Source organism: Chryseobacterium sp. VD8, from assembly GCF_037149975.1.
Taxonomy (GTDB): Bacteria; Bacteroidota; Bacteroidia; order Flavobacteriales; family Weeksellaceae; genus Chryseobacterium; species Chryseobacterium indicum.
Window position 1 is genome coordinate 1 of record NZ_JBBCQL010000024.1, and the last position, 24,750, is coordinate 24,750.

Consider the following 24,750-nt stretch of genomic DNA (forward strand, 5'->3'; position numbering starts at 1 on the left):
ACTGTATAAAAATCAGTTTTCGAATATCCCTACAAATGCGAGAAGTACCTCTGCGCCTGCAACAATTCCTTTTTTCCCTAACGCAACGGATCTTTATTATTATGTAACAGGGTATGATTCTACTGTATTCAGAATTAACAGCATCAGCAATACAGGGGTTTTAAACTATGATGTACTGGCAAATGCAACGCCTGCTTCTTTTATTAACATTGTTTTTGTCGTAAAATAAGTAAACATCATGAAAAAGAATTTCACAGGGCTGTCTTTGATGAGCCTTATCTTTACCTTGCTTACAAATCTCATGTTTGCACAGACAGACAGTACAGAAGTTGCCAGTATTTATGGATTTTACTCCTATTCCAGTTCATTAATGAATGCTTCATCGGCATCTGAACTTACCATACAGGGAAGCGCCTCTCATACCGCAACAGGAGTACAGCTTACACCGGCAAGTTCCAGCCAGTTCGGAGGATTGTTTATTAACGGCAGAACATTTACTTCGGTGAATGGTTTACATGTAGAATTCGAATACGACATGAAATCCGGCGCTCCGTTCAGCGGAACCTATGGAGACGGGTTATCTTTTTTTCTGTATGACGGATCTGTTACCACTCCAACAATCGGTGCTCCCGGTGCTGGTTTAGGATATGCATATAACAGAGCAAAAAACGATTTTTCTTCATTTAGAAAAACAGGTTTGTCAGGAGCATATCTCGGAATCGCTTTGGATGAATTCGGAAATTTTAAATCTAAACGTTTTCAGGGAGAATCGAGAGTAAACGGTATTGCCGGAGTTACATGGAGCCAGGCAACAAGCCATGTTACTTTGAGGGGAGCAAAAGGAGCTGTCATCAATACCAATGGTTTAGGAGACGGATATACAGGATATCCTGTTTTAGTAACGAGATCCACATTAAGTAACACAGGAACAGTAGGAAGAATACTACAGACAGACAGATCATATGCCACAACCACTAATACCCTGTCTTCTGTATTTGATTTGAGAAACGGAAACGGTGAATTCAGAAAAGTGCTTCTGGATCTGATTCCTCATTTTGTTACGGCAACTACTACAGACGGCTTCGATATTAAAGTCGATATTCAGACCACACAAAACGGAACACCCATTAATATCATTGATTATTTTCATTATAAAACATCAATTCCGTACAGCGAAAATGCGAACCCGGCTGTAACCGACTTTAACAGTTCAGATACTGAGGGCGCGGCTACAAACCAAACTTTAAATGCTACAGTACCTTCATTTTTAAAACTGGGGTTTGCTGCTTCAACAGGAGCTGCTTACCAACAGCATATTATCCGAAATGTAAAACTAACATTACCTTATTCTGCTGTTGCCAATGATGATGTAGCTACCACATGTAAACTCCAGCCGGTTTCAATCCCGGTTTTGGATAATGATATTGCATACAAAGGTCCTATTAGTATTACAACTCCGCCTACAGGAAGTAAAAATAATATTGATATAACGACATTCAGCTTTACAAAAACAGGGGATACCGACCTTACTTTATACCGAAGAAAGGTAACTCCTGAAGGAACATGGAGCTATAATAAAAGTACCGGAATAGTTACATTTACTCCATCAAGCGGATTTACAGGAACAGCAACAATGACATACACGATAAAAGGAAAAACGCTTAAAGATTCTAATGGCAATATTGTGGAGCCTTATGGTGATACCGCCTACAGATCTGTTCCGGCAACTATTACCGTTACATTAAAAACAACGGGATGTGTTTATTCTGTAGTATCGAATAAAATGGTGACACAGGGAGTACAGTAAAAACCTTACCAATTATATAATCCGACAAACCACAGAAAATTTTCTGTGGTTTTATTTTTATCTTTGTTTTACATATTAATTCTAAAAATATTCAGATATGAAATTCGGACAAGTTGAAGATCCTTCAAAGATAGATTTTACGTTACCAAAAGACCATCCAAGAACCAAAGAAATTTTGAGCAGGAATAAAAGCGGACTGGAAAACATTTCCATAGGATGCGCAAAATGGAATAAAACAGACCTTAAAGGATTTTATCCCAAGGGTACAAAAGACGAACTTACGTACTATGCAACTCAGTTTAATTCTATTGAACTGAATGCAACTTTTTACGGTATGCCAACTCCGGAACAAGTGCAGACATGGAAAGAAAAAACTCCGGCTGATTTTAAATTTTTTCCAAAAATCACGAATACGGTGTCTCATTTCAGAAGACTTTTAAATATTGATGATGTGGTAACACAGTTCGCTAAAGCCGTTTTAAATTTTGATGAAAAACTGGGAATGGTTTTCCTTCAGCTTCACGATAATTTTAAACCAAAAGATTATGAAAGACTGGAAAAATTTGTAAAAAACTGGCCAAAAGAAGTTCCACTTGCAATCGAGCTGAGAAATACAGACTGGTTTACGGATGAAGAGATCCTCAATAAAACATGTGACTTATTCGAAGAAAACAATATCACTAATATTATTGTAGATACGGCAGGAAGAAGAGATATGCTTCATATGCGCCTCACTACACCCAATGCATTCATCCGTTATGTAGGAGCTAACGCAGAAAGTGATTATGACAGACTGGACGACTGGATGAGACATCTTACCCAATGGAAAGAGGAAGGTTTGCAGAACCTGTACTTTTTTGTTCATCAGAATATTGAAAAAGCCTCTCCCCTGCTTTCCGCTTATTTCATTAAAAAAGTGAATGAAGAGTGGAAACAAGACATTCACATCCCAAAAATGGCAACCGAAAGTACAGGAACTTTATTTTAAAATTTAACAAATTTTAATTTTATTCACTAATAAGTGGGATAATTGATAATAAAAAGTACACTTTTACTATAAATAATTCACTTTTTTGTCTGTAAAAAAAATTACTCTAAAAGCTTCATTCATATTGTTATAATTAGTAAATTAGAAAGAAGAGATTCTATATTATCAAATCACAATAAAAACCAATAACAGTATGGAAAAGGAAATTTGTACAATAAGTATAACGAGTAACTGGCTCGGAGACGAATATACTTTTTATGAAGACGAAAAAATAAAAAGAACTTATGACAACAACAGCTTAAGTTCCGACGTCACGGAATGGCTTGAACCTAAACAGATCAGTAAGCAGAATAAAGACAAACTGATTAAAAACTGTCCGGAAGAGCACAAAGAAAGAATTATGATTATTTTAGACTATCCCTAAATTTTTTAAAATGCATTAAAAAGTCCCAATCTTTACTAAAGCCTGGGATTTTTTATTTTCTTTTTCGCAGCAAAAGCATGATGTTGAGAAACAAAAGCAGAAAATCTAAGGTGATCCAGATTCCGAGCTTCACATTTTCATGGTTGTACGTATCAATCTGCTTTTTTGCCAGATCCGAAAGTTTTGAACTCTGAATAATATAATTCTGAACTTCAATGATCTGATCTATATTTTTATTCGGAACCGAATTCTGAGAAAAATAAACCAGATTCTTTTTACCCAGATATCCTACCACCCAATATTCATCAGATTTATCCATCTTCAGATATTCTATCCTGTAATACTCCGGGCGGATTTTTCCGAGATGCTTTGTTTCTATTACTTTGCCAGCTTCAGCATCATTTAAGGTGAGTACATAAAAATCCAGTGGCTGCGGAAGTTTGTTGATAACCTGAAGCGCTACCGAATTTTCCACAATGCCTATGGTACTTTTCTTAATAAACCAGTAGGTAAAAATTGAAAATGAAAAAATAATCGTAACGATACGGAATAATTTTGCCCATTCTGCGCCTTTCCCTCTCTTCAGTTTAGAAAGAAGGAGAGAAAAAACAGAAGCCCAGAAGATAACCAGAACAATAAATACCATACTGCAAAGATACTTATTTAAAGACTTTTAAAAGAATACTAATCGACATTCCACTCTTTGTAGAACTGATCGAGAAATTTCAGCATAAAATCGTGTCTTTCGGCAGCAATTTCTTTTCCTTTTTCCGTATTCATAAGATCTTTCAGCAGCAAAAGTTTTTCGTAGAAATGGTTGATGGTTGTTCCGTTGGATTTTTTATACTCTTCCTTAGACATATTGAGTTTAGGCTCTACATGAGGATCATACATCGGATTATTTTTAAAGCCTCCGAAATTGAATGTTCTTCCTATACCGATGGCTCCTATAGCATCAATTCTGTCCGCATCCTGCACAATTTTCAGTTCAACAGGAAGGTTTTTGGGAACTTCTCCTCTGTTCTTAAAGGAAATGTTTTTAATAATGAATAAAACCTGCTCAATTAATTCTTCTCCGGCGTTCTGGCTTTCGAGAAATTCACGGGAAACTTTCAAAGCAAGCGTTTCATCGCCGTTATGAAATTTGGGATCGGCTATATCATGAAGCAAAGCTGCCAGCTCTACCACTTCCTGATTACAATTTTCTGTTTCAGCAATTTTTTTGGATAATTTCCATACTCTTTCGATATGAAACCAGTCGTGTCCCGCTTCTGCCCCTTCCAGTTTTTCTTTTACAAATTCTACCGTGTTTTCAATCAGATTCTTCATTATATCAATCATTTTAAATATTTGGAGACCAACACGTCAGAAAGAAAAATGATTCGCTACGGAATTTCATTTAAAATAATATTCCAAAGTTTCTTATTATAGCTTCTGAAAAAATTGATGTGTCCTATTTCACCTTTTTCCGATTCAGAAGTTTTCACAAGTCTGTATGTAGGCCGGAGATTAGGATAGGTATCATTCATCAGACTTTTTACGCCTTTTTCTGTGAGCCAGGCATCATCTTCAGCACGAATAACAAATACCTTTTGTCTTAAACTTTTAGAATAATCATCAATTTTTTCCAGTAAACCGTTGGTCGATTTTCTGTTTAAAATTAAGGTTCTCCAGTCATATGCGCAATTTTTCGGGAGACTTTCTCCGAGTCCGAACCAATTTCCGGGGAAGTAGCCTAATAATGCGGTAGTTAGAGGCTGGGCAATTCCAAAACCAAGATAAGCTTCTATTTTTGTTTTGAATTTTAAATGTCCCACAAAAGCATTTTGGGTTCCCACGAAGAAAAATTCTTCAAAAATATCAGCATCTTTATTCATTCCTAAAATTAAAGCACCTACAGAATGTCCCAGACAATACTTCTTATAATCATTAAAATTTTTCTGAATATAATCTGTAACTGCTTTAAAATCTTCCGAACCCCAGATTCTCATGGAAGCATGAAATCCTCTCATATTTTCAGGTTTTGAAAGCCCGATTCCACGATAATCGTAAGTGATGACCGTAAATCCGTTTTCGGAAAAAAATTTGGCAAAAGAAAAATAAATCTGTTGTTTTACTCCGGTTGCAGAGTTGATAAGCAATAGTTTATGATTGCTTTTTTCAGGCAAAAACAGATGGGCAGCTATTGAAACATTATCAGATGTAGTAAATGTAAGCTCTTTCATGGTAAAAGAAAAAATCCACTATAAAAGTGGAAATTTTACTTTATATTTTATGTTAAGTTTAAAACTTTCGATATGTAGCAAATAGCTTATGAAATAAAATCTGAAAGTCTGGGAAGACAACATTGAGAGCCTTTTGATTCAGAAACTCTTGCCGAAACTTCATTCCCGAATTTCACACACTCCTCTATCGAATTTTTATGACACAAAGCAATAGAAAATCCTACCGTAAAAGCATCTCCCATTCCCATTTTATAAGCAGTTTTATCCTTGTCGTTTCTGCAGTATTTCATTTCTGTACCGTCAAAATAAATGGTAGAATTAATATCGTCTCGTACAAAAACTTTATTAAAATATTTTTTAAGAATTTCTTCTCTCTGCTCTTCTCCGAAAACGATATGCAGTTCATTGCTTTTTACCACAAGAAAATCTACATTATTTAGAATTTCATCGCTCAGACGCTGTGCAGGCGAAGCATACATACCTACTTTTTTACCATATTTCTTGGCTTTTTTTACGGTATACTCAATCACTTTCATAGAAACTTCAAGCTGAAGAAGAACCAGATCTGCCGTATGAAAATATTTATCTGCCGCTTCCACATGTTCTACACTAAGATAGTTATTGGCTGCAGGAACCACAACAATTGCCGCGTTTCCGTCTGAGGTAGTTACATAAGCTGTACCGGTTGACTCACGATCTGTTTCGAAGACAAAGCCTACATTCACATTTTCGTTCACCATATTTCTCATGATCTGCTGACCAAGAGGATCCATCCCAACACAGCCTACAAAGTAGACGCTTGCTCCCAAACGTGCTGCACCAACTGCCTGATTGGCTCCTTTTCCACCAAAGTAACTTTCGGATTTTCGGGCAATAACCGTTTCGTTCTCACAGGGAACTTTTTCGGTTTCTAAAACAAGATCTATCGAAGAGCTTCCTACAACGATAATTCTTGGCTGTTCTGAGGAAAAATTCATTAGTGTTTCTTAATGGTTTAACATTTCGTGATTCGTACAAATTTATGATATGAAATTAGAATTTCAAAAAAAATTAATGACTATTAACTAATTTCAATAAATTCTGTGATGATTTTTACAGGATTGTTATTTTTATCGCAGGCGATGTAACTTGCATAAAAACCTTCACCATATCCTGTTTCAAAAGCAAAAATAGTTCCCGGATGGTTTTCAGACGGCTTTAAAAAAGCAAACTGATCGATTGCTCCTTTTTCATCAAAGAAATATTCATGAAAAAATTCTTCATAAATCCCCATAAAATCGACTCCTTTACTGTGATACAGTCTTTGTTCGAGCTCGTTAAGATTATTCTGTGTATCCACATCCATAAAGCAGCCCATCCCGCTTTCTACAGGATATCCGAAAACTTCTCCTTCCTCAAGATCTTTAATATTCTGTCCTTCTGTCGTTGCAAGTTTCCAGTCTGTAATTTCTGACTGGCTAAAAATAATTTCGGCATACGCCACACAATTGCTTTCCCTTTCTTTATGCAGTAAAACCGAAAAATCTCCCTTCGGAAATGTTATGGAGAAAGGTTTCATGTCATTTGTAATCAGAGGATCACAGGCAACAAGTTTTCCGCTGGAAAGATAAATTTTCCCAACTTCGAAGCTTTCCAGCAAGGGACTTTCTACGAAGTTTTTGGAGAATAGTTTTTTGATGTTTTCTATGTGTGTCATATCATATTTAGGCTAAGATTAAGGTTAAGGCTAAGTTTAAGACTCAGCTTTAACCTAAACCTTATTATTATAAACTTTTCAATTTCTCTTCCAAAATTGCAATTTTGTCAAGAGCGTCTTTTTGCTTTTTCCGTTCCGTCTCAACAACTTCAGGTTTTGCGTTGGCAACAAATTTTTCGTTGGAAAGTTTTTTATCTACAGAGATCAAAAATCCTTTCAGATACTTTAATTCTTCTTCTGTTTTCGTTTTCTCTTCTCCCAAATCTAAGTTTTCACTTAATGGAATTGAAATTTCTGTTGCACCTACCAAAAATGTAAAGCTCGGCTTATCCGTTTTTGTTCCGAAATGAATTTCTGAAACATTAGCTAATTTCTTAATCACTGATTCGTTAGGAAATTCTGAAGCATTGGTATAAATTTCGGCAGCTTCTCTTGGAGAAATTCCTTTGGTTTGACGGTAATTTCTAACGCCGGAGATAATTTCTGAAGCAGTTTCGAAGTTTTTAATAATATCTTCATTAAAACTTTCTGCCTTTTTCTGCTGTGCAATAATTAAGGCATCCTCAACGTTTCGTTGCGAAATTGTTTGCCATAATTCTTCTGTCAGGAAAGGCATGAACGGGTGAAGTAATTTTATTAACTCCTCAAAAAGAGCAACGGTCTTATTGTAAACTTCCTTAGAAATTCCTTCTCCATAATTTGGCTTAATTGCTTCTAAATACCAAGAACAGAAATCATCCCAAATTAATTTATAAATCAAATGCAAAGCATCAGAAATTCTGAACTTTTCAAACTGATCGTTGATCTCAGCAATTGTTTTATTTAATTTATTTTCAAACCATTCAATTGCCTGAAGTTCTGTTGAATTGGCAGGCTTATCTTCATGGTTCCACATATTGATCAATCGAAAAGCACTCCAGATCTTTGACATGAAATTTCTTCCCTGAAGCATCAAATCTTTATCAAAAAGAAGGTCGTTTCCGGCTGCAGAGCTTAATAAAATTCCTACACGAACTCCATCTGCTCCATACTTATCCATTAATTCTAACGGATCCGGCGAATTTCCTAAAGATTTAGACATCTTTCTTCGCTGCTTATCTCTTACAATCCCTGTGAAATAAACATTTTTAAAAGGAACTTGTTTTCTGTACTCCAGTCCTGCCATAATCATTCTTGCTACCCAGAAGAAAATAATATCCGGACCTGTTACCAAATCTGAAGTCGGGTAATAATAATTGATGTCTTTATTTTCAGGATCAAGCAACCCATCGAAAACCGACATTGGCCACAACCATGAAGAGAACCATGTATCAAGAGCGTCTTCGTCTTGTTTTAAATTTTGAGTTTCGAGTTCAGGGTTTTGAGTTTTCTCTTTGGCTAATGCCAAAGCTTCTTCGATAGTTTCTGCAACAACGAAATCGTTTTCTCCGTCACCGTAATAAAAGGCAGGAATTTGCTGTCCCCACCAAAGCTGTCGGGAGATATTCCAGTCGCGGATGTTTTCCATCCAGTGTTTGTAGGTATTTTTAAACTTTTCAGGATAAAATTTAACCTCATCATCCATTACAACATCCAAAGCAGGTTTTGCAATTTCAGACATTTTCAGGAACCATTGTACAGAAACTTTAGGTTCAATTACCGCACCTGTTCTTTCTGAAGTTCCTACTTTATTTACATAATCTTCTGCTTTCAGCAAAAGATCTTTTTCTTCCAGTTCTTTGGCAATCTGCTTTCTTACGTCGAATCTGTTTTTTCCGGCGTAATGCAACCCGTGATCGTTCAGATTTCCGTCATCATCCAAAGCATCAATCATCTGAAGATTATGTTTTTGTCCGATTTCGTAATCATTGATGTCGTGAGCAGGCGTAATTTTCAAAGCACCTGTTCCGAATTCAATATCCACATATTCGTCCTCAATGATCGGAATTACTCTGTTAACGATTGGTACGATTACTTTTTTACCTTTTAAATGAGCGTATCTCTCATCATTAGGATTGATACACACTGCAGTATCCCCGAAAATAGTTTCCGGACGCGTTGTCGCTACTGACAGGAATTCTTCTGACCCTTCAATGACATATTTCAGGAAATATAATTTTCCGTTCTGCTCCTTAAAGATTACTTCTTCGTCGGAAATATTAGTTTTTGCTTCGGGATCCCAGTTTACCATTCTGTACCCACGGTAAATCAATCCTTTATTATAAAGATCAACAAAAGATTTAATTACCTGTTGAGAAAGTTTCGGTTCCATGGTGAAGCGGGTTCTGTCCCAATCACATGAACATCCTAATTTTTTAAGCTGCTCAAGAATTGTTCCTCCGTATTTATCAGTCCATTCCCAAGCGTGCTTTAAAAACTCCTCTCTTGTAATATCAGATTTATTGACTCCTTCAGACTTCAGTTTAGCAACCACTTTCGCTTCCGTAGCAATAGAAGCGTGATCTGTTCCCGGAACCCAGCAAGCATTAAAGCCCTGCATTCTTGCACGACGGACCAGAACATCCTGAATGGTATTGTTAAGCATATGCCCCATGTGCAAAATCCCCGTAACGTTTGGCGGAGGAATTACAACAGTGTAAGGCGGCTTGTCATTGGGTTCTGAATGGAAGTATTTATTTTCCAACCAGTAATTGTACCACTTTTGTTCTGTTTCCTGTGGATTGTACTTTTCTGAAATCTGCATAAATTCTTTTACTTTAATTTACAATTTGCAAAAATAGTCTAAAGAAAAATATTTTAAGTATGAATTAAAATAATTTTTAACTTTGTTTCTCAAAATTTATCTAACAACATATTTAATATTCAAGAATATGAAAAAATTAATCGCAGGAATTGCATTATTCGGAACCTTCGCTCTTGCATCTGCACAAACGATTACGTTTGACAAAACTACTTTCGACTACGGAAATGTAAAACCAGGTTCAGACGGCATCAGGTTTTTCACGGTAACCAATACGGGAGACAAGCCTCTTATCTTATCGAATGTAAAAGCATCTTGCGGATGTACAACGCCTGAATTCAGCCAGGATCCGATTCTGCCGGGAAAATCAGCTAAAATAAAGGTAGGATACAATACCGGAATTAACGGTGGTTTCAACAAAATGATTGAAGTATTTTCTAACGATCCCGTAAACAGCAGAAGTGTAATCTACATTAAAGGAAACGTAGATCCTAATGCTCCGGATCCAAAACCATTGACTCCTGAGGAATTGAAGGCTAAAGCTAAAGAAGAGAAAGCTGCGGCTAAAGCTGCAAAGAAGGAAGCAAAAAAAGCGGCTAAAGCTGCTGCTAAAACTGCTGCATAATGGTAAAATCTTTACTAAAATAAATGAAACCGTCTCATGGAGGCGGTTTTTTTATTACATTTATATTAGGTTAGTTGATGGTAAGCGATTTTAACTATGGATTGTGACCAAAATTAATCTTTAATCTTTTAATAATTTAAAATAAACATGGACACTAACTTTTCAGACAATTTTTTGGTAAAAGGAAAATTTTCCATTAAAAAAGCTTCAACGGAGTACAAAGGAAAACTTACCAAAGAAGAAGGGGAACAATTATTATTTAACGAAAAAGAAAAGCTTCGTGAGCTTCAGGAGAAATTGTATTCCGATGGAAGCCAGTCTCTCTTAGTGGTACTTCAGGCGATGGATGCCGCGGGAAAAGACAGCATGATTGAGCATGTTTTCGGGGGAGTAAATCCGCAAGGCTGCAATGTGACGAGCTTTAAAACTCCTACTTCGAAAGAATATGCCCATGATTTTTTGTGGAGACATTATTTAGCATTGCCTCAAAAAGGCATGATCGGAATTTTTAACCGTTCTCATTACGAAAGTGTATTGGTCTGCAAAGTTCATCCTGAATATAATTTAAGCGAAAAAACATGGAAATCTGTTAAAGATTTTGATGATAAATTCTGGGAAAACCGCTATGAAAGCATCAGAAATTTTGAAAAACATCTTGCTCAAAACGGAACGACCGTTATAAAAATATTCCTGAATGTTTCTAAGGACGAGCAAAAGAAAAGACTTCTGGACAGAATTAACGAACAGGAGAAAAACTGGAAATTTTCTGCCGCGGATCTTCCGGAGAGAGCTTTATTCGAAAAATATATGGAATGCTACGAAACGGCAATCAATGAGACTTCAAAAGATTACGCGCCTTGGTATGTTCTTCCTGCTGACAATAAATGGTTTGCAAGAGTTGCCGCGATACAGATTATTATTGATGCTTTGGAAAAAATGAATCTGCAGTATCCTAAATTATCAGAAGAGGATCGTAAAGATTTAGAAGAAGCAAAAAAACAACTGGAAAGCGAGAAATAAATTGGAGGGAAGATGGGAGCCTGAAGATGGAGGTTTAAATGATTGCGTTAAAGACTTCCTTCTTCCAGCCTCTAACTTCCAACTCTTAAAAAACCACGAGAAAATCTATAAGCCGGATTTTGTTCTTCCGAAGAAGCGCCTGTTATTTATCTGCATCTTACATTGCTGCAAAACTTTAGCTGATTACCCCTCGGCTTTCAGAGCGAGCAACTCCTATTTTCATTGCTGAAAAGAACCGATATACTTATCATTGCACCACAAAGAGTTTACCTGATTTCACTACAGCCGAACTGTACATCCTTTCTGTTGCACTTGTCCTACCCTCGCGGGTGACGGAGGTTATCCGCTTTGCTGCTCTACGGTGTCCGGACTTTCCTACCTCCCTTGAAACGGGAAATCAACAAGCCGATTTTCTCGTGGCTGCAAAGATAGCAAAATGTGAATTAAATCCACATTTTGTGGATTGTGAATTGTCAATTAAATTCATTCTCAATTTATAAAGCACTAAAATCAATTTAATGAAAATAAAAAATTCACCATTCAATTACGAAGTAAAATTGACAATTGACTAATAATTATTATCTTCGTGCTACAAAAACTAAACATCCCAATTGGCTTCAAAGGAAAAAGAATTTGCGCAGCTTATTAAGGATAATCAGGGTCTGATTATTAAGGTTTCGCGTCTTTACACCAATTCTTTGGAGGACGAGGAAGATCTTTTTCAGGAAATTGTGTTACAATTGTGGAGAAGTTATGACTCATTTAAAGGAAATTCCAAAATTTCTACGTGGATGTACCGTGTTGCTTTAAATACCGCTATCACCCTTTTCAGAAAAAAAAGCAAAAGCCTACAGACTAATGAATTAGACATCAACCATGCAGATTTTGTGGAAGATGATGACGAAAAACAGCAACAGGTATCACTTTTGTATACAGTAATCAAAACCCTTCCCAATGTGGAAAGAGCAATCGTGATGATGTATCTGGATGATTTGCCTTATAAGGATATTGCAGAAAACCTCGGGATAACCGAAGTAAATGCGCGTGTGAAAATGAACAGATTAAAGAAAACCCTTAAAGAACAGATGGAAAAATATGCCTGAATTTGATTTAGACAGCTTTAAGAAAACATGGCAGGAACAGCCTGTTCAGGAAAAATACAACAACAATGAGATTCTTCAGATGCTCAACAAAAAATCACGAAATTATGTGAAGTATATTTTCTGGATCAGTGTTTTCGAGTTTTTATTTTTTACATTAATAGGATTATTCTACATCATTCAGGGAAAGGAATCCAACTCTTTCATTAATATTCTTACAAAGCTGGGCGTACAGAAAACTTCGGAATTAGAAAATACGTTCGACAATATTTATCTTGTATTAAAAGTTTTAAGTTTAGCCATCACAGCTTATTTTGTCCTTAAATTTTATCAGAATTACAAGGTTATAAAAATTGAGGAAAATCTTAAAAAGTTTATTCTTAAGATCATTAAATTTAAGAAGACAGTTAATGCCTTTATTTTAATTAATATCGCATTATTAATCACTTTTACCTCTATTTTCACAATCTTTGTTTTTTATATCTTAAATACTCAGAATGTAGAAATTACCAATTCTACGCTAATAGGATTTGTAGCAGGTATTATCATAAGTACTGTTTTTACAGTAATAATGGTATGGCTGTATTACAGAATTGTTTATGGAATTATCATTAAAAAACTGGATAAGAATTTAACTCAGTTAAAAGAAATCGATTCGCAGGAAATTTAAACTGAAAACAGCAGGAATTTAAGATATTATTGTTAATTTTATTTAACCAAATCTTTTATTCTATGCAAATATCCTATGTTCATGGCGCTTCCGAAATTTCTTTATTGGGTGAAACCATCGGAAATAACCTGAAACACACGGTTGAAAAATTTCCCAATCACGAAGCATTAATCTGTGTACATCAAAATTACCGCGCTACCTATCAGGAATTTTACAATCAGACAACAGCGGTTGCAAAAGCACTGATTTTTCTGGGAGCAAAATCCGGAGACCGCATCGGAATCTGGTCTACTAACCGTTACGAATGGGTTCTTTTACAATATGCAACCGCAAGAATCGGGGTTATTTTGGTAAACATAAATCCCGCTTACAGAACCAGTGAACTGATCTTTGTGATCAATCAGTCAGAAATGTCCCATATTTTTTCGTCTCTGGCTTTCAAATCCAGCGATTATAAACAGATGATTGCGGATGCAAGAGAATTCTGCTCGACTTTAAAATCTGAAATTTTCTTTGATGACAACTGGGAAGAATTTTTAAATAACGGACAGCATATTTCTGATGATACGCTCCATAGTTTTGAGGAGCATGTTCAGTTTGATGATCCTGTGAATATTCAATATACTTCAGGAACAACGGGTTTTCCGAAAGGAGTTACACTTTCTCATCATAATATTTTAAACAACGGATATTTTATCGGAATTCGGTTAAAATATACTGAAAAAGACAGGGTCTGTATTCCTGTTCCTTTTTATCACTGTTTCGGAATGGTAATCGGAAACATCTGCTGTACTTCTCACGGAGCCTGTATGGTAATTCCGAATGACAGTTTTGATCCTGAAATCACTTTGAAAGTTGTTTCTGACGAAAAATGCACCTCGCTTTACGGAGTTCCGACCATGTTTATTGCAGAATTAGCCGTAAAAAATTTCGAAACCTTTGATTTTTCAAGTTTAAGAACAGGCGTAATGGCAGGCTCAGTCTGCCCTCCGGAAATTATGAAAAAGGTGGAAAGTCTCATGAATATTAAAGAAATGAGCATCTGCTACGGAATGACAGAAACCTCCCCTGTTTCTACGCAAACTCTTATCGGAACCCCATTTGAAAAGCAGGTGAATACGGTAGGAACGGTTCAGGATCATCTGGAAATAAAAATCATTGATGAAAACGGAAAAATCGTTGCGCGCGGCGAACATGGGGAACTGTGTACAAGAGGATATTCTGTAATGCTGAAATACTGGAACGATCCCGAAAACACCAGAAAAGTTCTTGATGAAGGAAGATGGATGCATACCGGAGATATGGCGGTTATGGATGAAGAAGGCTACATTACCATTTCCGGAAGGATAAAAGACCTGATTATCCGTGGTGGTGAAAATATTTCTCCGAAAGAAATTGAAGACTTTTTGTACACGTATCCGAATATTCTTGATGTTCAGATTATTGGAGTTCCTAGCGAGAAATTCGGAGAAGAAGTAATGGCATGGGTGAAAGTGAGAAAAGGTTTTCAGGTAACGGAAGAAGAACTTTTAAACTATTGCAAAGGCAGAATTGCCCATTATAAAGTTCCAAAATACTGGAAGTTTGTGGATGAATTCCCGATGACGATTTCCGGAAAAGTACGAAAGGTTGAAATGCGGGAAGTTTCTGTAAAGGAGTTGGGATTAGATAAGGCAAAGATTTAAAGATCTTGTTATTTGTAGCGAAGAATCCTCTTTACAAATGGAGATTCGTTCAACTTCGTTCGAATCTTTTCAGGCTGCTTCAGAATGAGATACAACTTTATGGAAAAAACAATAAAAAAGCAGTTCGATTTGAACTGCTTTTCTATTTTATAATTCTTTTCTTAATCTCGCTACCGGAATATTAAGCTGTTCACGGTATTTTGCGATCGTTCTTCTGGCGATATTGTAGCCCTGCTCTTTCAGAATAACCACTAAAGCATCATCCGTTAATGGTTTTCTTTTATTTTCTTTGCTGATCACTTCCTGAAGATGCATTTTGATTTCTTTTGTAGAAACTTCCTCTCCGTCATCGTTCGTTAAACTATCCGAGAACAGATCTTTAAGGTAAATAATTCCGTTCGGAGTATCGGCATATTTGCTTTTTACCACTCTTGAAATCGTTGAAATATCGAAGCCTGTAATATCGGCAATATCTTTAAGAATCATCGGTCTCAAAGATTTTTCGTCTCCGGTAAGGAAATAGTCTTTCTGAAATTTTACAATGGCTGTAATGGTTTGCAATAATGTATTCTGGCGCTGATTAATGGCATCAATATACCATTTTGCCGCATCTAATTTCTGCTTGATGAACAAAGCCGCCTGTTTGTGTTCTGCAGAATTTTTATCGTGAGAATAAGTAGATAAAATATCTTTGTATTCTTCAGAAACTCTCAGCGTAGGTGCATTTTTACTGTTCAGCATCGGAATAACCTGTCCGTCTTTCACCTGAATTACAAAATCCGGAATAATTTCCTGATTAATGGTAATGGTTTGTGTATCAAAGTTTCCTCCCACTTTCGGAGATAATTTTGAAATTTCATCCAGAGCGTCTCTCAGATCTTCCTCCTCGATATCATACTTCTGAATGATCTTGTTATAATGTTTGTTGGTAAGTGCATCAAACTGATGTCTCAGAATACTGGCAGCCAGAGAAACCGCTTTATCTGAGCTTACTTTTTTCTCAATCTGCAGCAAAAGACATTCCTGAAGACCTCTTGCTCCCACACCGGGCGGATCAAGCTTCTGTACATAGTTTTCCAGAATATCTTCTACATTTTCTCTCGTTGTATAAATTCCCTGAGAAAACGCAAGGTCATCAACAATAGATTTTATTTCTCTTCTTAAATATCCGTCTGTATCGAGATTTCCGATAAGATATTCCGCAATCTTCAGATCTTCTTTGTTAATATTGGCAAGATTAATCTGTTCCATGAGATAATCATACAAAGACTGCCCTTCTGTCAGAAGACTTTCGTTATCAAATTCCTCATCGTCTGAGGAATAGTTGCTGGATGCTGTTTTATAACTTGGTTCGTCGTCGTAAAGATATTGGTCTACATCAAAATCCGTTTCAATACTTTCCGTTCCTTCTGTTTCATACGTATCTTCGAGAGAAGAATAATCATCTTCCTTAGATTCTTCTTTTGCGATCTCCAATGCCGGATTTTCTTCTAACTCCCTCTCAAGTTCCTCTTCAAACTCCAGTGTGTGAAGCTGGATCAACTTCATTAACTGGATTTGCTGGGGAGCCAGCTTTTGTCCTAATTTGAGTTGTAAGTGTTGTTTTAGCATATTACTAGTTGGTGTTTTAACATAACATATTTTACGAATTTAATACTTTTTTTTGACAAAATTAAATTTTAGCACGATTTTTGTATTCAATTACATATAATAAGCTATTTAAAATAAACGAAAAAAGCCCTGAACAATGATTTTCAGGGCTTTTTTGTTCTTATATATCCAGATTTTCCGGATCTCTTCTGTTATTCCAAAACGCCAGAATTTCAATAACATCTTTATTAACCCGATAATAAAGGGAAAAATTTTTATCAATCAAAACATATTTAACATCACAATTTCAGAGGGAGAACCTATATTCGGATTTTCGGAAATAAGTTTTTCCTTTTTCTCAACTTCTTTTCTTAGCTTTTTTGAATATGTTTGGGAAGAATTATGAACAATCCAATATTTTAACGTGTCAGCAAAAGATAACAATGCCTGACGAGTCCATTTTATCTGAAACATTGATCCAAAATTTCTTTAGCATCTTCTTTACTAACAAAATCTCCTTTATCAGCCTCATCTATACCCTTTAGCAATTGTTTATTCTGCCACTCTGTAAGATTTTCTTCTTTATTTATTTCAAAATTAATTTTAAGCTCTTTCAGAAGAGCTTTCAGAAGATTGATCTGATTTTCGTTTTCTGTATGTATGGTAATTGTACTCATCATCATTATTTTAAGTAAAGTTAATAAAAAATCCTTCCGATGTTCTCAGAAGGATTTCTATATGTTTTATTAAAAAATTAGAACTCAGCATTTTTAGGTGTTCTTGGAAAAGGAATTACATCTCTGATGTTCGTCATTCCTGTTACGAAAAGAACCAGTCTTTCCAATCCGAGACCAAATCCTGCGTGCGGAACAGAACCGAATTTTCTTGTATCTAAGTACCACCATAATTCGTGTTCATCAACGTGCATTTCTGCCATTTTCTGCTTAAGAACATCCAGTCTGGCTTCTCTTTCAGAACCACCTATGATTTCTCCGATTCCCGGGAAAAGAACGTCCATCGCAGCAACTGTTTTTCCGTCTTCATTCAGCTTCATGTAGAATGCTTTGATCTCTTTTGGATAATCAAACAGAACTACCGGACTTTCGAAATGTTTTTCAACCAGATATCTTTCGTGCTCAGATTGAAGATCGGTTCCCCAGTTTTCAACCGGATACTGGAATTTTCCTTTCTTATTTTCTTTTGAGTTCATTAAGATCTCGATAGCTTCTGTATAAGAAACTCTCTTGAAACGTTTCGCAATTACATTTTCAAGCTTTTCGATAAGACCTTCTTTTGCTCTGTCTTTTTCAGCCTTGGATTTTTGCTCTTCTTCAAAACGTTTGTCTAAGAACTCAAGATCGTCTTTGCAGTGATCCAGTACATATTTAATTACATATTTTAAGAAATCTTCTGCAAGATCAATGTTATCCTCAAGGTTGTTAAAAGCCACTTCCGGCTCAATCATCCAGAATTCTGCAAGGTGTCGTGTTGTGTTTGAATTTTCTGCACGAAAAGTAGGTCCGAAAGTATAAATTCTTCCCAATCCCATCGCCGCAGTCTCTCCTTCAAGCTGTCCGGAAACCGTTAAATTTGTTTTTCTTCCGAAGAAATCCTGAGCAAAATCGATGTCTCCCTGCTCATCTCTTGGAATATTATTTAAATCAAAGTTCGTTACCCCAAACATTTCGCCCGCTCCTTCCGCATCGGCTCCCGTAATGACCGGTGTGTTGATGTAGAAAAACTGATTCTGGTTAAAGAAAGAATGTACCGCAAAACTCACCGCATGACGCACTCTGAAAACTGCTCCGAACAAATTGGTTCTGAATCTCAAATGCGCCTGATCTCTCAAAGTTTCCAATGAGTGTTTTTTAGGCTGAAGAATCGTTTTGTCTCTTTCTTCCGTGAAGTTATCTCCTAAAATGGTAATTTTTTTAGCTAAAATCTCAACAGCCTGTCCTGCTCCCTGACTTTCCACCACTTCTCCTACAATTTTAAGGGAAGAAGCTGTACTGATTTTGCTGATAATCTCTTCGTCGAAATTTTCAAAATCAACAACAATCTGCAAATTATTAATCGTAGAACCATCATTAAGCGCAATGAAGCGATTTGCACGGAACGTTCTTACCCAACCGTAAACCGTAATGTCATGATGTAATACTTTCTTGTAATCCTGTAGGATTTCCTTAATTGTCTGCTTTTTCATTTGTTGATTAAAATTTTTCTGTAAAAATTAATGTCTGCAAAGTTACAAAAAAACAGCGCAATTTGAGGATTACACTGTTTTAATTCAATTCATTTATCAATTAATTACTCAAAAAAATATGCTTTAAATAAGAATCAATTAAAGAAAATCGTTTTTTTCCTCTGCTTTCCTTTCCTAATTTTCCATGCATGATAAGAACTCGGAACATCATATTGCCATTTGGGAAGAATCAAAATAATTAAAATTACGTCAATATGCGAAACAAATCCTAAAATAACGGTAAGATAAAAAGTCCATCCTGCCTGTTGAAATCCAATTAAATAGGTAAAAGCGATCAGCAAACTCAGTCCCCACATTTTCGATAAAAAAGCGTGAGTACAGGTCTCTTTCCCGAATTTTAGCCAGCTTATTACATAACAAAGTGCTTCCATTACGAAAATTAGCGCAACTCCTTTCCATTCGTTTTTTATTAATTCAGCATTTAAAAAATAAGAAGCAAATCCAAGAGATAGCCAGAATATCAAATCGGTCTGACTGTCTAATCTTCTAAGTTTTTCGGAAGAGACACCGACTTTTCGTGCGATGATTCCGTCGAAAATATCTGTTAATAAACCGAAATACATTAAGCTTAAAATTAAAAACCGGGATTCTTCTCCTTTAAAATAAGCTAATAAAAGGATGATTGGAGCCAAACAAAATCTTGTGGCGATTAATAGATAGGGTATTGTTTTCATTTCAATTGTTTTTTTAAGATTTAAAAGACTAAATTAAATCCCAAAGAAAATCTGAAACCTGAAGTAGAAAAGTACTTATAAGGTTCGTATTCAATATTATAACCCGCTTCAGCAGAAATAAAATGGTAAAAAACTATTCCAAATTTTGGTGATACCGCATATGGAGTAATTCCAGCGCCGGTATATAAATTGGTAATCATATTTTTTTCTTTGAAATCTGCAACTTTATAAAAATAATCCAGTTCCGGAATGATAATAATTTTTCTTTCCGGTGTATCCCACCAATTGAAATGCCCTCTTAAACTCACATAATTATTTTCATTAAGAGGAATTTTCGGACCGAAAGAAAGAAAAGATTTATTATTCATGATGGTTAATTCGAGACGAGTGCAAATAATTGATCCTATAATTGCCCAGTCTTTTTTGTTGCCGATTTGTGCGTTTACAAAACTGCAAAAAGACAGCGCAATGATTAATAACAAATTTTTCATGATTGCTTATTTTAAAAATTACACCTCAAAGCTATACTTGAAAAGCTGTTTCATAAATGCGAAAAAAAATTAAAATAAATCTCTACATTTGTGAAAATCGCAAAAACCATGTATCAGGAACGTTTGCTTAAAGAAATCCGAAAAAAGATTGGCGAAAAATCTCTGAATGACGAAATTGCCAACATTCTCAATATCAGCTACGATGCGGCACACCGAAGAACTTCCCTGAAAGCAAAATTCAGTTTAGAGGAAGCTTTGGAACTGGCAAAATATTTTCAGATTTCTCTGGATCAGTTTCAGACTTCTGACCGGCAGATTATCATAAGAAAAACAAGTGTTGTTACGGAAACAGAAGATTTAAAATCATTTTTCCAGAACAATCTAAATGTGTTTGAAAATCTTCCTCTTTCAAAAGGAATGACGATCTATTATTCGGCGAAAGATATTCCGTTTTTCTACACGCTTTCAGATTCTATGCTTTCCCGTTTTAAAGTATATGTATGGATGAATCTGCTTAATTCCAAACAGGTTTTCATTCCTTTTCTGCAGTTTTCGCCTCCCGATTTTAAACTCGATACGAAAGAACTCAGGAAGAAATATGAGGAACAGAATGTTATTGAGTTATGGAATAACAGTACCATTTCGAGCATCCTACAGCAAATTTTGTTTTATTCTGAAACCGGGCACCTGAAACAGAGTGAGGCTCTGATTATTTTAAATGAATTAACGGAACTTATACAGTATATTGAGGAAAAAACAGAAAACAATCCTAAATTTCAGTTGTATGAAAATGAACTGATGCATCTTTCCAATGACATCTTTTTTCATCATCCTCAACAGTCACTCTTTGCCATTCCGACCAATATGTTTGGCTATATTCTGATTAACGATGAAAAGACGTGTACCGAAACACTGAATTATTTTGAACATCAGATAAAAAATTCAAAATCGATGAATACTTCGGGAAACCGGGACCGAAAAATATTTTTTAACCGAATGTATACTCAGATTGAGGATTTGAAAAAGAAACTGGATACTAAAATGTAAGCAGCAAAATTATTTGTAAAATTATTCGTCTTTCTTGGAAGGAACCAAGAAAACATCAATAAGACCTTCGGGAAGATGCATTTTGATGAATCTTTCATCTCTGTTCACTTCTAAGATCCAGTCTTTAATGATAGGGATTACCACTTCTTTTCCGTCGAGATTGGTAATAAAGTAAACCTGCGCTGTCTGATCGTTTACAGAACGGATCACTCCACAGTCGTTATCATTTTCATCATGGATATTGTATCCGATGATTTCATGGTAATAAAATTGCTTTCCGGTAAGTTTTGGTAAACTTGAGAGAGGAAGATAGACGTTTTTCCCCAATGACTGATCCACTAAAGCTTCCGAGGAATTTTTAAAGGCAATATTAAGAGCGTCCAATTTACTCCATGATGATTTTTCAATAAAAAAAGGAACCAATAATCCGTTGATTTCAACGAATATTGATTCCAGTTTATTGTAAAGCTCGGGCTGATCGGTATCCAGTTTAAGGATAACGTTTCCCGCAAGTCCGTGTCTGCGCGTGATTTTTCCTAATAAATAGCAATCTTCTTTACGCATACCGGATTTTTCTTAAGCTTCAGTATTTTCTTCTGTAGATTCAGCAGCAGCTTCTCCTTCTGTAGTTTCTTCAGCAGGTGCATTTGCAGCTTCTTCAGCAGCTTTAGCGTCCGCTTCAGCCTGTGCAGCAGCAGCCAATCTAGCTTCATTTACTTTTACTTCAGCTTCTAAAGCAGCTTTCTTAGCATCAGATTTAGCAGTAGCCAAACCGTCTACTTTACCTTGTACTTTAGCTTCTTTAGCTTCTACCCAAGCATTGAATCTTTTTTCAGCTTCAGCCTCATCAAAAGCTCCTTTAGCAACACCACCTTGTAAGTGTTTTTTGTAAAGTGCTCCTTTGTAAGAAAGAATAGCTCTTGCAGTATCAGTTGGCTGAGCACCGTTGTTTAACCACTTTACAGCAGAATCAACGTTCAAATCGATAGTTGCAGGGTTTGTAATTGGGTTGTATGTTCCTAGTTTCTCGATGAATTTACCATCTCTTCTTGCTCTAGAATCTGCAACCACGATGTGGAAAAAAGGTCTTCCTTTAGATCCGTGTCTTTGTAATCTGATTTTTACTGACATAATGTTTGAATTTTACGGGAACTCGTCCCAGTTAAATATTTAAGAGTGCAAAGATAATAAAAAAGTTCAAAGTAAAAAGCTTCCGGTAAAAAGTTTTGCAAATTCTCTTTTTTTGGAGCCGGGAACCTGCTCTCACTACTCGCTTTTTCCTTGGATTCCGGCGCGGCTTCGCCGCGCCGGAATCCAAGGAAAAGAGCTCAGACATGCCGTTCGATCAGGGCTATTTAGTCCAAATTACCCATGTAGAACAACCCAAGACATTTTTGGTTTTCCTCAATCGTTAAAGACTCTTTTAAATGGTCTACGATTTTCGGGGAACTCCAGTAACAACCGATTCCGTTTGCCGTACAGGTTAAGTACATATTCTGAACTGCCATAGAAACTGCGGCAATTTCTTCCCATTCCGGAACCATTCCGCTGAAATTAACAACAATGGAGACTACAGTATCTGCTTTATTGATTTTAAAGCCGATATCGTTGTATTTTTTCTCTAAAAAAAGCGCTTCGGGTTGGGTAGATTTGTAAATCGACTGCATTTCTAAAGCAAGATTTGCTTTTTCTTCTCCTCTGAAGGTTTTAAAACGCCAGGGTTTTGTACGTTTATGATTGGGAGCTAACGTTGCCGAATGTAAAACTTCGTCGAGAATTTCCTGTGAAATTTCAGTATCCGAATAATCTTTCGGGAATATACTTCTTCTCTGCTCTATGATTTCTTTTAAAACTTCTGCTTTATTCATGAGCGTAAAATTACGAAAAAGTTGATGGTTGGCTGTTGATAGCTGATAGTTTTTAGTTATTAATAATTTAGATTATCCGTTTATTTTAAAAGTTTGTTTATCATTCTGACGAATATTCAACGGTAATATCATCAAAATAGATTCTTCATTCCGCTGCGCTCCATTCAGAATGACAGCAATGTTTAGTTTGAAAAATTCATCATTTATCATTCATCATTTATAAAAATTAAAGTACCTCAACAATTTTCTGATGGATTTTATTGAGCGTAAATTCATCACCGGGTTTCATGCCCATCATTTTCTTTGCCATCGGGCTTTCAGATGAAATAGCGTAAAAGCGGTCTCCTTCGAAAAAAAATTCACCTAAAGAAACTGAAATATAAAACCTTGCCTTATTGGTAATGACCAGAGAACCCAACTGAACTCTTTCGGTAGAATTATTCAGGACTTTAGCCATATTTCTCCTGAGATCATTTAATGCGCCCAACTGACGCTGCATCTGGTAGATTTCTTCCTGCATTTCCTCGCGCATGCTGTCATATTTCGGAGTTTTTTTTATATCACGGCTTGCTTCCTGAGTAAATTCAATAAAGTTTTTAAGTTTCTCAATTTTTTCGGCAATTACGTTCTTCACATAATTTCTTATGTTATTTTTCTCAAATACGGTCTTCTCCATGAATCAAATCTTTATATAAAGATAATATTTTTTCAATAATTCTTATTCGGCTTAACATAAATAACAATTCCAAATATGGTACTGAAATTTTAAAATAATTTCTACATTTGTTTTTTAACAAATAAAACTAAAAATACCATGTTTAAAGCACCATTTTCTTTCGAGGGAAGAATCAGAAGAACAGAGTATGGACTATCCTATCTTATCTATTTAGTATTTTCTGTTCCCTTCAATCTTTATTTTAATATTAATAATAACGAAGATCCTCCAGGAATTCTTCTTATTATCTTTTTACTATTGCTTATTCCTCTAGTGTGGTTTATGTTAGCACAAGGAGCAAAAAGATGTCACGACAGAGGAAATTCAGGATGGTTTCAGATTATTCCTTTTTATTCACTCTGGATGTTATTTGCGGATAGTGACCATGGTCCGAATGAATACGGTCCCAACCCGAAAGGTGAAGGAAATTATAATTCTATCAATGAAATAGGTCAAAAAGAATATTAAGAATAAAGCCTTGTGAAAATTTTACAAGGCTTTAATTTATTTTTGGCTTAAACAAATTCTTTATTTCTCTACTAATTTCTTCAGATTATTCAGACCTTCTTCGTAGGATTTTCCCATTTGGTAATCCATCATCGGGCGCATTATTTTCATCATCGGATCTTGTTCCGTATCCATCGTCCACGTTACTTTTGTACCATTTCCTTCTGGAGATAAAGTAATTTCTGAGGTTGCCTGTCCCGCAAAAGGTCTTTCAAAAATCATTTCAGTCTTTTGTTTCTGGTTTTCAACCAATTCTTTTATTTCCTGACATCCTGCTCCTGCATCATCATTTTTGCTGTCCCAACAATATTTATCTCCCACCTGTCCTTCATTTCCGGAGTATGTAAGTTTCATATTCGTATCCAGCTTCATCCAAGGATTCCACTGATTGAATGCTTTTGTGGAACTGATCTGTTTCCAGACTTTTTCTTTCGGAGCATTCATCACCATAGATTTTTCATAATGATAATTGTTGCCGAAAGCCAAAATGGCAACTACAGCATAAACTGCAATTAACAAAATAATGATTCCAAGAGCCTTTAAAAATGTTTTCATCGCTATATTATTTTAGGAGTTTATAATTTTATCTTAATAAGACTTTAGTTAACTGTCAAAATTAATCAATCCGGCTTCATCTTAACTTTGCATATGACAAGATTATACAATAATATCAAT

26 protein-coding genes, 1 other RNA gene and 1 pseudogene are annotated in these 24,750 nt (G+C 35.7%); 11 read left to right on the forward strand and 17 right to left on the reverse strand.

Going from position 1 to position 24,750, the window contains the following annotated elements:
- The 4 genes and pseudogenes from WFK35_RS04605 to WFK35_RS04620 all read left to right on the forward strand — a co-directional run.
- Positions 1–229 (forward strand): annotated as a pseudogene (locus WFK35_RS04605) (hypothetical protein); the annotation flags it as partial.
- Between the two features lie 9 nt (positions 230–238).
- Positions 239–1,807 (forward strand): hypothetical protein, encoded by a 1,569-nt coding sequence (locus tag WFK35_RS04610; protein ID WP_336731563.1) that lies wholly within the window; start codon positions 239–241, stop codon positions 1,805–1,807.
- A 97-nt stretch (positions 1,808–1,904) separates the two neighbouring features.
- Complete coding sequence (locus WFK35_RS04615) at positions 1,905–2,795, forward strand: DUF72 domain-containing protein (RefSeq protein ID WP_336731565.1); 891 nt, start codon at positions 1,905–1,907, stop codon at positions 2,793–2,795.
- Positions 2,796–2,988: 193 nt separating this feature from the next.
- Positions 2,989–3,219, forward strand: coding sequence for a hypothetical protein (locus tag WFK35_RS04620; protein WP_235129828.1), 231 nt, complete (start codon positions 2,989–2,991; stop codon positions 3,217–3,219).
- A gap of 52 nt (positions 3,220–3,271) precedes the next feature.
- Here WFK35_RS04620 and WFK35_RS04625 read toward each other — a convergent pair whose 3' ends face one another.
- The 6 genes from WFK35_RS04625 to WFK35_RS04650 all read right to left on the reverse strand — a co-directional run bounded on the left by WFK35_RS04625 (position 3,272) and on the right by WFK35_RS04650 (position 9,823).
- Positions 3,272–3,865, reverse strand: coding sequence for a hypothetical protein (locus WFK35_RS04625; RefSeq protein ID WP_336731566.1), 594 nt, complete (start codon positions 3,863–3,865; stop codon positions 3,272–3,274).
- Positions 3,866–3,903: 38 nt separating this feature from the next.
- Entirely contained in the window at positions 3,904–4,548 is a 645-nt protein-coding gene (locus WFK35_RS04630; protein ID WP_336731567.1) for an HD domain-containing protein, read from the reverse strand.
- 56 nt (positions 4,549–4,604) lie between these two features.
- On the reverse strand, positions 4,605–5,444 hold the full coding sequence (locus WFK35_RS04635; protein ID WP_336731568.1) for an alpha/beta hydrolase family protein: 840 nt from the start codon (positions 5,442–5,444) through the stop codon (positions 4,605–4,607).
- 86 nt (positions 5,445–5,530) lie between these two features.
- On the reverse strand, positions 5,531–6,421 hold the full coding sequence (locus WFK35_RS04640; protein ID WP_235129825.1) for a PfkB family carbohydrate kinase: 891 nt from the start codon (positions 6,419–6,421) through the stop codon (positions 5,531–5,533).
- A gap of 83 nt (positions 6,422–6,504) precedes the next feature.
- On the reverse strand, positions 6,505–7,140 hold the full coding sequence (locus tag WFK35_RS04645) for a DUF4241 domain-containing protein (RefSeq protein ID WP_214590663.1): 636 nt from the start codon (positions 7,138–7,140) through the stop codon (positions 6,505–6,507).
- A 67-nt stretch (positions 7,141–7,207) separates the two neighbouring features.
- Positions 7,208–9,823, reverse strand: coding sequence for a valine--tRNA ligase (locus WFK35_RS04650; protein WP_336731569.1), 2,616 nt, complete (start codon positions 9,821–9,823; stop codon positions 7,208–7,210).
- Positions 9,824–9,950: 127 nt separating this feature from the next.
- Here WFK35_RS04650 and WFK35_RS04655 point away from each other — a divergent pair, with 127 nt between their 5' ends.
- Positions 9,951–10,445: a DUF1573 domain-containing protein gene (locus WFK35_RS04655; protein WP_214590665.1), complete on the forward strand. Its 495-nt coding sequence runs from the start codon at positions 9,951–9,953 to the stop codon at positions 10,443–10,445.
- A 147-nt stretch (positions 10,446–10,592) separates the two neighbouring features.
- Positions 10,593–11,465 carry a polyphosphate kinase 2 family protein gene (locus tag WFK35_RS04660; RefSeq protein ID WP_336731570.1) on the forward strand — a complete coding sequence of 291 codons (873 nt, stop codon included), beginning with the start codon at positions 10,593–10,595 and terminating at the stop codon, positions 11,463–11,465.
- A gap of 92 nt (positions 11,466–11,557) precedes the next feature.
- Here WFK35_RS04660 and rnpB read toward each other — a convergent pair.
- Positions 11,558–11,882: RNase P RNA component class A (gene rnpB / locus WFK35_RS04665), an RNA gene on the reverse strand.
- Between the two features lie 194 nt (positions 11,883–12,076).
- Here rnpB and WFK35_RS04670 point away from each other — a divergent pair.
- The 3 genes from WFK35_RS04670 to WFK35_RS04680 all read left to right on the forward strand — a co-directional run bounded on the left by WFK35_RS04670 (position 12,077) and on the right by WFK35_RS04680 (position 14,920).
- On the forward strand, positions 12,077–12,568 hold the full coding sequence (locus WFK35_RS04670) for an RNA polymerase sigma factor (RefSeq protein ID WP_076396001.1): 492 nt from the start codon (positions 12,077–12,079) through the stop codon (positions 12,566–12,568).
- Positions 12,561–13,235 carry a beta-carotene 15,15'-monooxygenase gene (locus tag WFK35_RS04675; protein ID WP_336731572.1) on the forward strand — a complete coding sequence of 225 codons (675 nt, stop codon included), beginning with the start codon at positions 12,561–12,563 and terminating at the stop codon, positions 13,233–13,235. Before WFK35_RS04670 ends, WFK35_RS04675 begins: the two co-directional genes overlap by 8 nt.
- A gap of 62 nt (positions 13,236–13,297) precedes the next feature.
- Positions 13,298–14,920 (forward strand): AMP-binding protein, encoded by a 1,623-nt coding sequence (locus tag WFK35_RS04680; RefSeq protein ID WP_336731573.1) that lies wholly within the window; start codon positions 13,298–13,300, stop codon positions 14,918–14,920.
- Between the two features lie 147 nt (positions 14,921–15,067).
- Here the strand turns inward: WFK35_RS04680 and rpoN are convergent, their stop codons facing one another.
- From rpoN to WFK35_RS04705, 5 genes are all read right to left on the reverse strand, one after another.
- A complete protein-coding gene (gene rpoN / locus WFK35_RS04685; protein WP_235129818.1) occupies positions 15,068–16,531 on the reverse strand; it encodes an RNA polymerase factor sigma-54 in 1,464 nt (487 codons plus the stop codon).
- Positions 16,532–16,971: 440 nt separating this feature from the next.
- Entirely contained in the window at positions 16,972–17,187 is a 216-nt protein-coding gene (locus tag WFK35_RS04690) for a DUF2683 family protein (protein WP_336731575.1), read from the reverse strand.
- A 77-nt stretch (positions 17,188–17,264) separates the two neighbouring features.
- The gene (gene asnS / locus WFK35_RS04695) at positions 17,265–18,713 is read right to left on the reverse strand and encodes an asparagine--tRNA ligase (RefSeq protein ID WP_336731577.1); all 1,449 of its coding nucleotides are present in this window, start codon (positions 18,711–18,713) and stop codon (positions 17,265–17,267) included.
- Between the two features lie 134 nt (positions 18,714–18,847).
- The gene (locus tag WFK35_RS04700; protein ID WP_336731578.1) at positions 18,848–19,447 is read right to left on the reverse strand and encodes a CDP-alcohol phosphatidyltransferase family protein; all 600 of its coding nucleotides are present in this window, start codon (positions 19,445–19,447) and stop codon (positions 18,848–18,850) included.
- A gap of 20 nt (positions 19,448–19,467) precedes the next feature.
- A complete protein-coding gene (locus WFK35_RS04705) occupies positions 19,468–19,938 on the reverse strand; it encodes a hypothetical protein (RefSeq protein ID WP_336731579.1) in 471 nt (156 codons plus the stop codon).
- Positions 19,939–20,028: 90 nt separating this feature from the next.
- Here WFK35_RS04705 and WFK35_RS04710 point away from each other — a divergent pair, with 90 nt between their 5' ends.
- The gene (locus WFK35_RS04710; RefSeq protein WP_336731581.1) at positions 20,029–20,985 is read left to right on the forward strand and encodes an XRE family transcriptional regulator; all 957 of its coding nucleotides are present in this window, start codon (positions 20,029–20,031) and stop codon (positions 20,983–20,985) included.
- Positions 20,986–21,006: 21 nt separating this feature from the next.
- Here WFK35_RS04710 and rimM read toward each other — a convergent pair whose 3' ends face one another.
- From rimM to WFK35_RS04730, 4 genes are all read right to left on the reverse strand, one after another.
- On the reverse strand, positions 21,007–21,549 hold the full coding sequence (gene rimM, locus WFK35_RS04715; protein ID WP_116096879.1) for a ribosome maturation factor RimM: 543 nt from the start codon (positions 21,547–21,549) through the stop codon (positions 21,007–21,009).
- 12 nt (positions 21,550–21,561) lie between these two features.
- On the reverse strand, positions 21,562–22,116 hold the full coding sequence (locus WFK35_RS04720; RefSeq protein WP_214590676.1) for a 30S ribosomal protein S16: 555 nt from the start codon (positions 22,114–22,116) through the stop codon (positions 21,562–21,564).
- A gap of 224 nt (positions 22,117–22,340) precedes the next feature.
- A complete protein-coding gene (locus WFK35_RS04725; protein WP_336731584.1) occupies positions 22,341–22,853 on the reverse strand; it encodes a nitroreductase family protein in 513 nt (170 codons plus the stop codon).
- A 226-nt stretch (positions 22,854–23,079) separates the two neighbouring features.
- Positions 23,080–23,529 carry a hypothetical protein gene (locus tag WFK35_RS04730; RefSeq protein WP_214590678.1) on the reverse strand — a complete coding sequence of 150 codons (450 nt, stop codon included), beginning with the start codon at positions 23,527–23,529 and terminating at the stop codon, positions 23,080–23,082.
- A 138-nt stretch (positions 23,530–23,667) separates the two neighbouring features.
- Here WFK35_RS04730 and WFK35_RS04735 point away from each other — a divergent pair, with 138 nt between their 5' ends.
- Positions 23,668–24,036, forward strand: a complete 369-nt coding sequence (locus tag WFK35_RS04735; protein ID WP_336731586.1) for a DUF805 domain-containing protein — start codon at positions 23,668–23,670, stop codon at positions 24,034–24,036.
- Between the two features lie 60 nt (positions 24,037–24,096).
- On the opposite strand, the gene WFK35_RS04740 is transcribed toward WFK35_RS04735, so the two are convergent.
- Positions 24,097–24,630 (reverse strand): SRPBCC family protein, encoded by a 534-nt coding sequence (locus WFK35_RS04740; protein ID WP_336731587.1) that lies wholly within the window; start codon positions 24,628–24,630, stop codon positions 24,097–24,099.
- Positions 24,631–24,750 lie beyond the last annotated feature (120 nt).

What these genes read in the sequence shown, in the direction of transcription:
- WFK35_RS04610 (WP_336731563.1), top strand. Translation starts at nt 239, where the DNA reads ATGAAAAAGAATTTCACAGGGCTGTCTTTGATGAGCCTTATCTTTACC.
- WFK35_RS04615 (WP_336731565.1), top strand. Translation starts at nt 1,905, where the DNA reads ATGAAATTCGGACAAGTTGAAGATCCTTCAAAGATAGATTTTACGTTA.
- WFK35_RS04620 (WP_235129828.1), top strand. Translation starts at nt 2,989, where the DNA reads ATGGAAAAGGAAATTTGTACAATAAGTATAACGAGTAACTGGCTCGGA.
- WFK35_RS04625 (WP_336731566.1), bottom strand. Translation starts at nt 3,865, where the DNA reads ATGGTATTTATTGTTCTGGTTATCTTCTGGGCTTCTGTTTTTTCTCTC.
- WFK35_RS04630 (WP_336731567.1), bottom strand. Translation starts at nt 4,548, where the DNA reads ATGAAGAATCTGATTGAAAACACGGTAGAATTTGTAAAAGAAAAACTG.
- WFK35_RS04635 (WP_336731568.1), bottom strand. Translation starts at nt 5,444, where the DNA reads ATGAAAGAGCTTACATTTACTACATCTGATAATGTTTCAATAGCTGCC.
- WFK35_RS04640 (WP_235129825.1), bottom strand. Translation starts at nt 6,421, where the DNA reads ATGAATTTTTCCTCAGAACAGCCAAGAATTATCGTTGTAGGAAGCTCT.
- WFK35_RS04645 (WP_214590663.1), bottom strand. Translation starts at nt 7,140, where the DNA reads ATGACACACATAGAAAACATCAAAAAACTATTCTCCAAAAACTTCGTA.
- WFK35_RS04650 (WP_336731569.1), bottom strand. Translation starts at nt 9,823, where the DNA reads ATGCAGATTTCAGAAAAGTACAATCCACAGGAAACAGAACAAAAGTGG.
- WFK35_RS04655 (WP_214590665.1), top strand. Translation starts at nt 9,951, where the DNA reads ATGAAAAAATTAATCGCAGGAATTGCATTATTCGGAACCTTCGCTCTT.
- WFK35_RS04660 (WP_336731570.1), top strand. Translation starts at nt 10,593, where the DNA reads ATGGACACTAACTTTTCAGACAATTTTTTGGTAAAAGGAAAATTTTCC.
- WFK35_RS04675 (WP_336731572.1), top strand. Translation starts at nt 12,561, where the DNA reads ATGCCTGAATTTGATTTAGACAGCTTTAAGAAAACATGGCAGGAACAG.
- WFK35_RS04680 (WP_336731573.1), top strand. Translation starts at nt 13,298, where the DNA reads ATGCAAATATCCTATGTTCATGGCGCTTCCGAAATTTCTTTATTGGGT.
- rpoN (WP_235129818.1), bottom strand. Translation starts at nt 16,531, where the DNA reads ATGCTAAAACAACACTTACAACTCAAATTAGGACAAAAGCTGGCTCCC.
- WFK35_RS04690 (WP_336731575.1), bottom strand. Translation starts at nt 17,187, where the DNA reads ATGAGTACAATTACCATACATACAGAAAACGAAAATCAGATCAATCTT.
- asnS (WP_336731577.1), bottom strand. Translation starts at nt 18,713, where the DNA reads ATGAAAAAGCAGACAATTAAGGAAATCCTACAGGATTACAAGAAAGTA.
- WFK35_RS04700 (WP_336731578.1), bottom strand. Translation starts at nt 19,447, where the DNA reads ATGAAAACAATACCCTATCTATTAATCGCCACAAGATTTTGTTTGGCT.
- WFK35_RS04705 (WP_336731579.1), bottom strand. Translation starts at nt 19,938, where the DNA reads ATGAAAAATTTGTTATTAATCATTGCGCTGTCTTTTTGCAGTTTTGTA.
- rimM (WP_116096879.1), bottom strand. Translation starts at nt 21,549, where the DNA reads ATGCGTAAAGAAGATTGCTATTTATTAGGAAAAATCACGCGCAGACAC.
- WFK35_RS04720 (WP_214590676.1), bottom strand. Translation starts at nt 22,116, where the DNA reads ATGTCAGTAAAAATCAGATTACAAAGACACGGATCTAAAGGAAGACCT.
- WFK35_RS04725 (WP_336731584.1), bottom strand. Translation starts at nt 22,853, where the DNA reads ATGAATAAAGCAGAAGTTTTAAAAGAAATCATAGAGCAGAGAAGAAGT.
- WFK35_RS04730 (WP_214590678.1), bottom strand. Translation starts at nt 23,529, where the DNA reads ATGGAGAAGACCGTATTTGAGAAAAATAACATAAGAAATTATGTGAAG.
- WFK35_RS04735 (WP_336731586.1), top strand. Translation starts at nt 23,668, where the DNA reads ATGTTTAAAGCACCATTTTCTTTCGAGGGAAGAATCAGAAGAACAGAG.
- WFK35_RS04740 (WP_336731587.1), bottom strand. Translation starts at nt 24,630, where the DNA reads ATGAAAACATTTTTAAAGGCTCTTGGAATCATTATTTTGTTAATTGCA.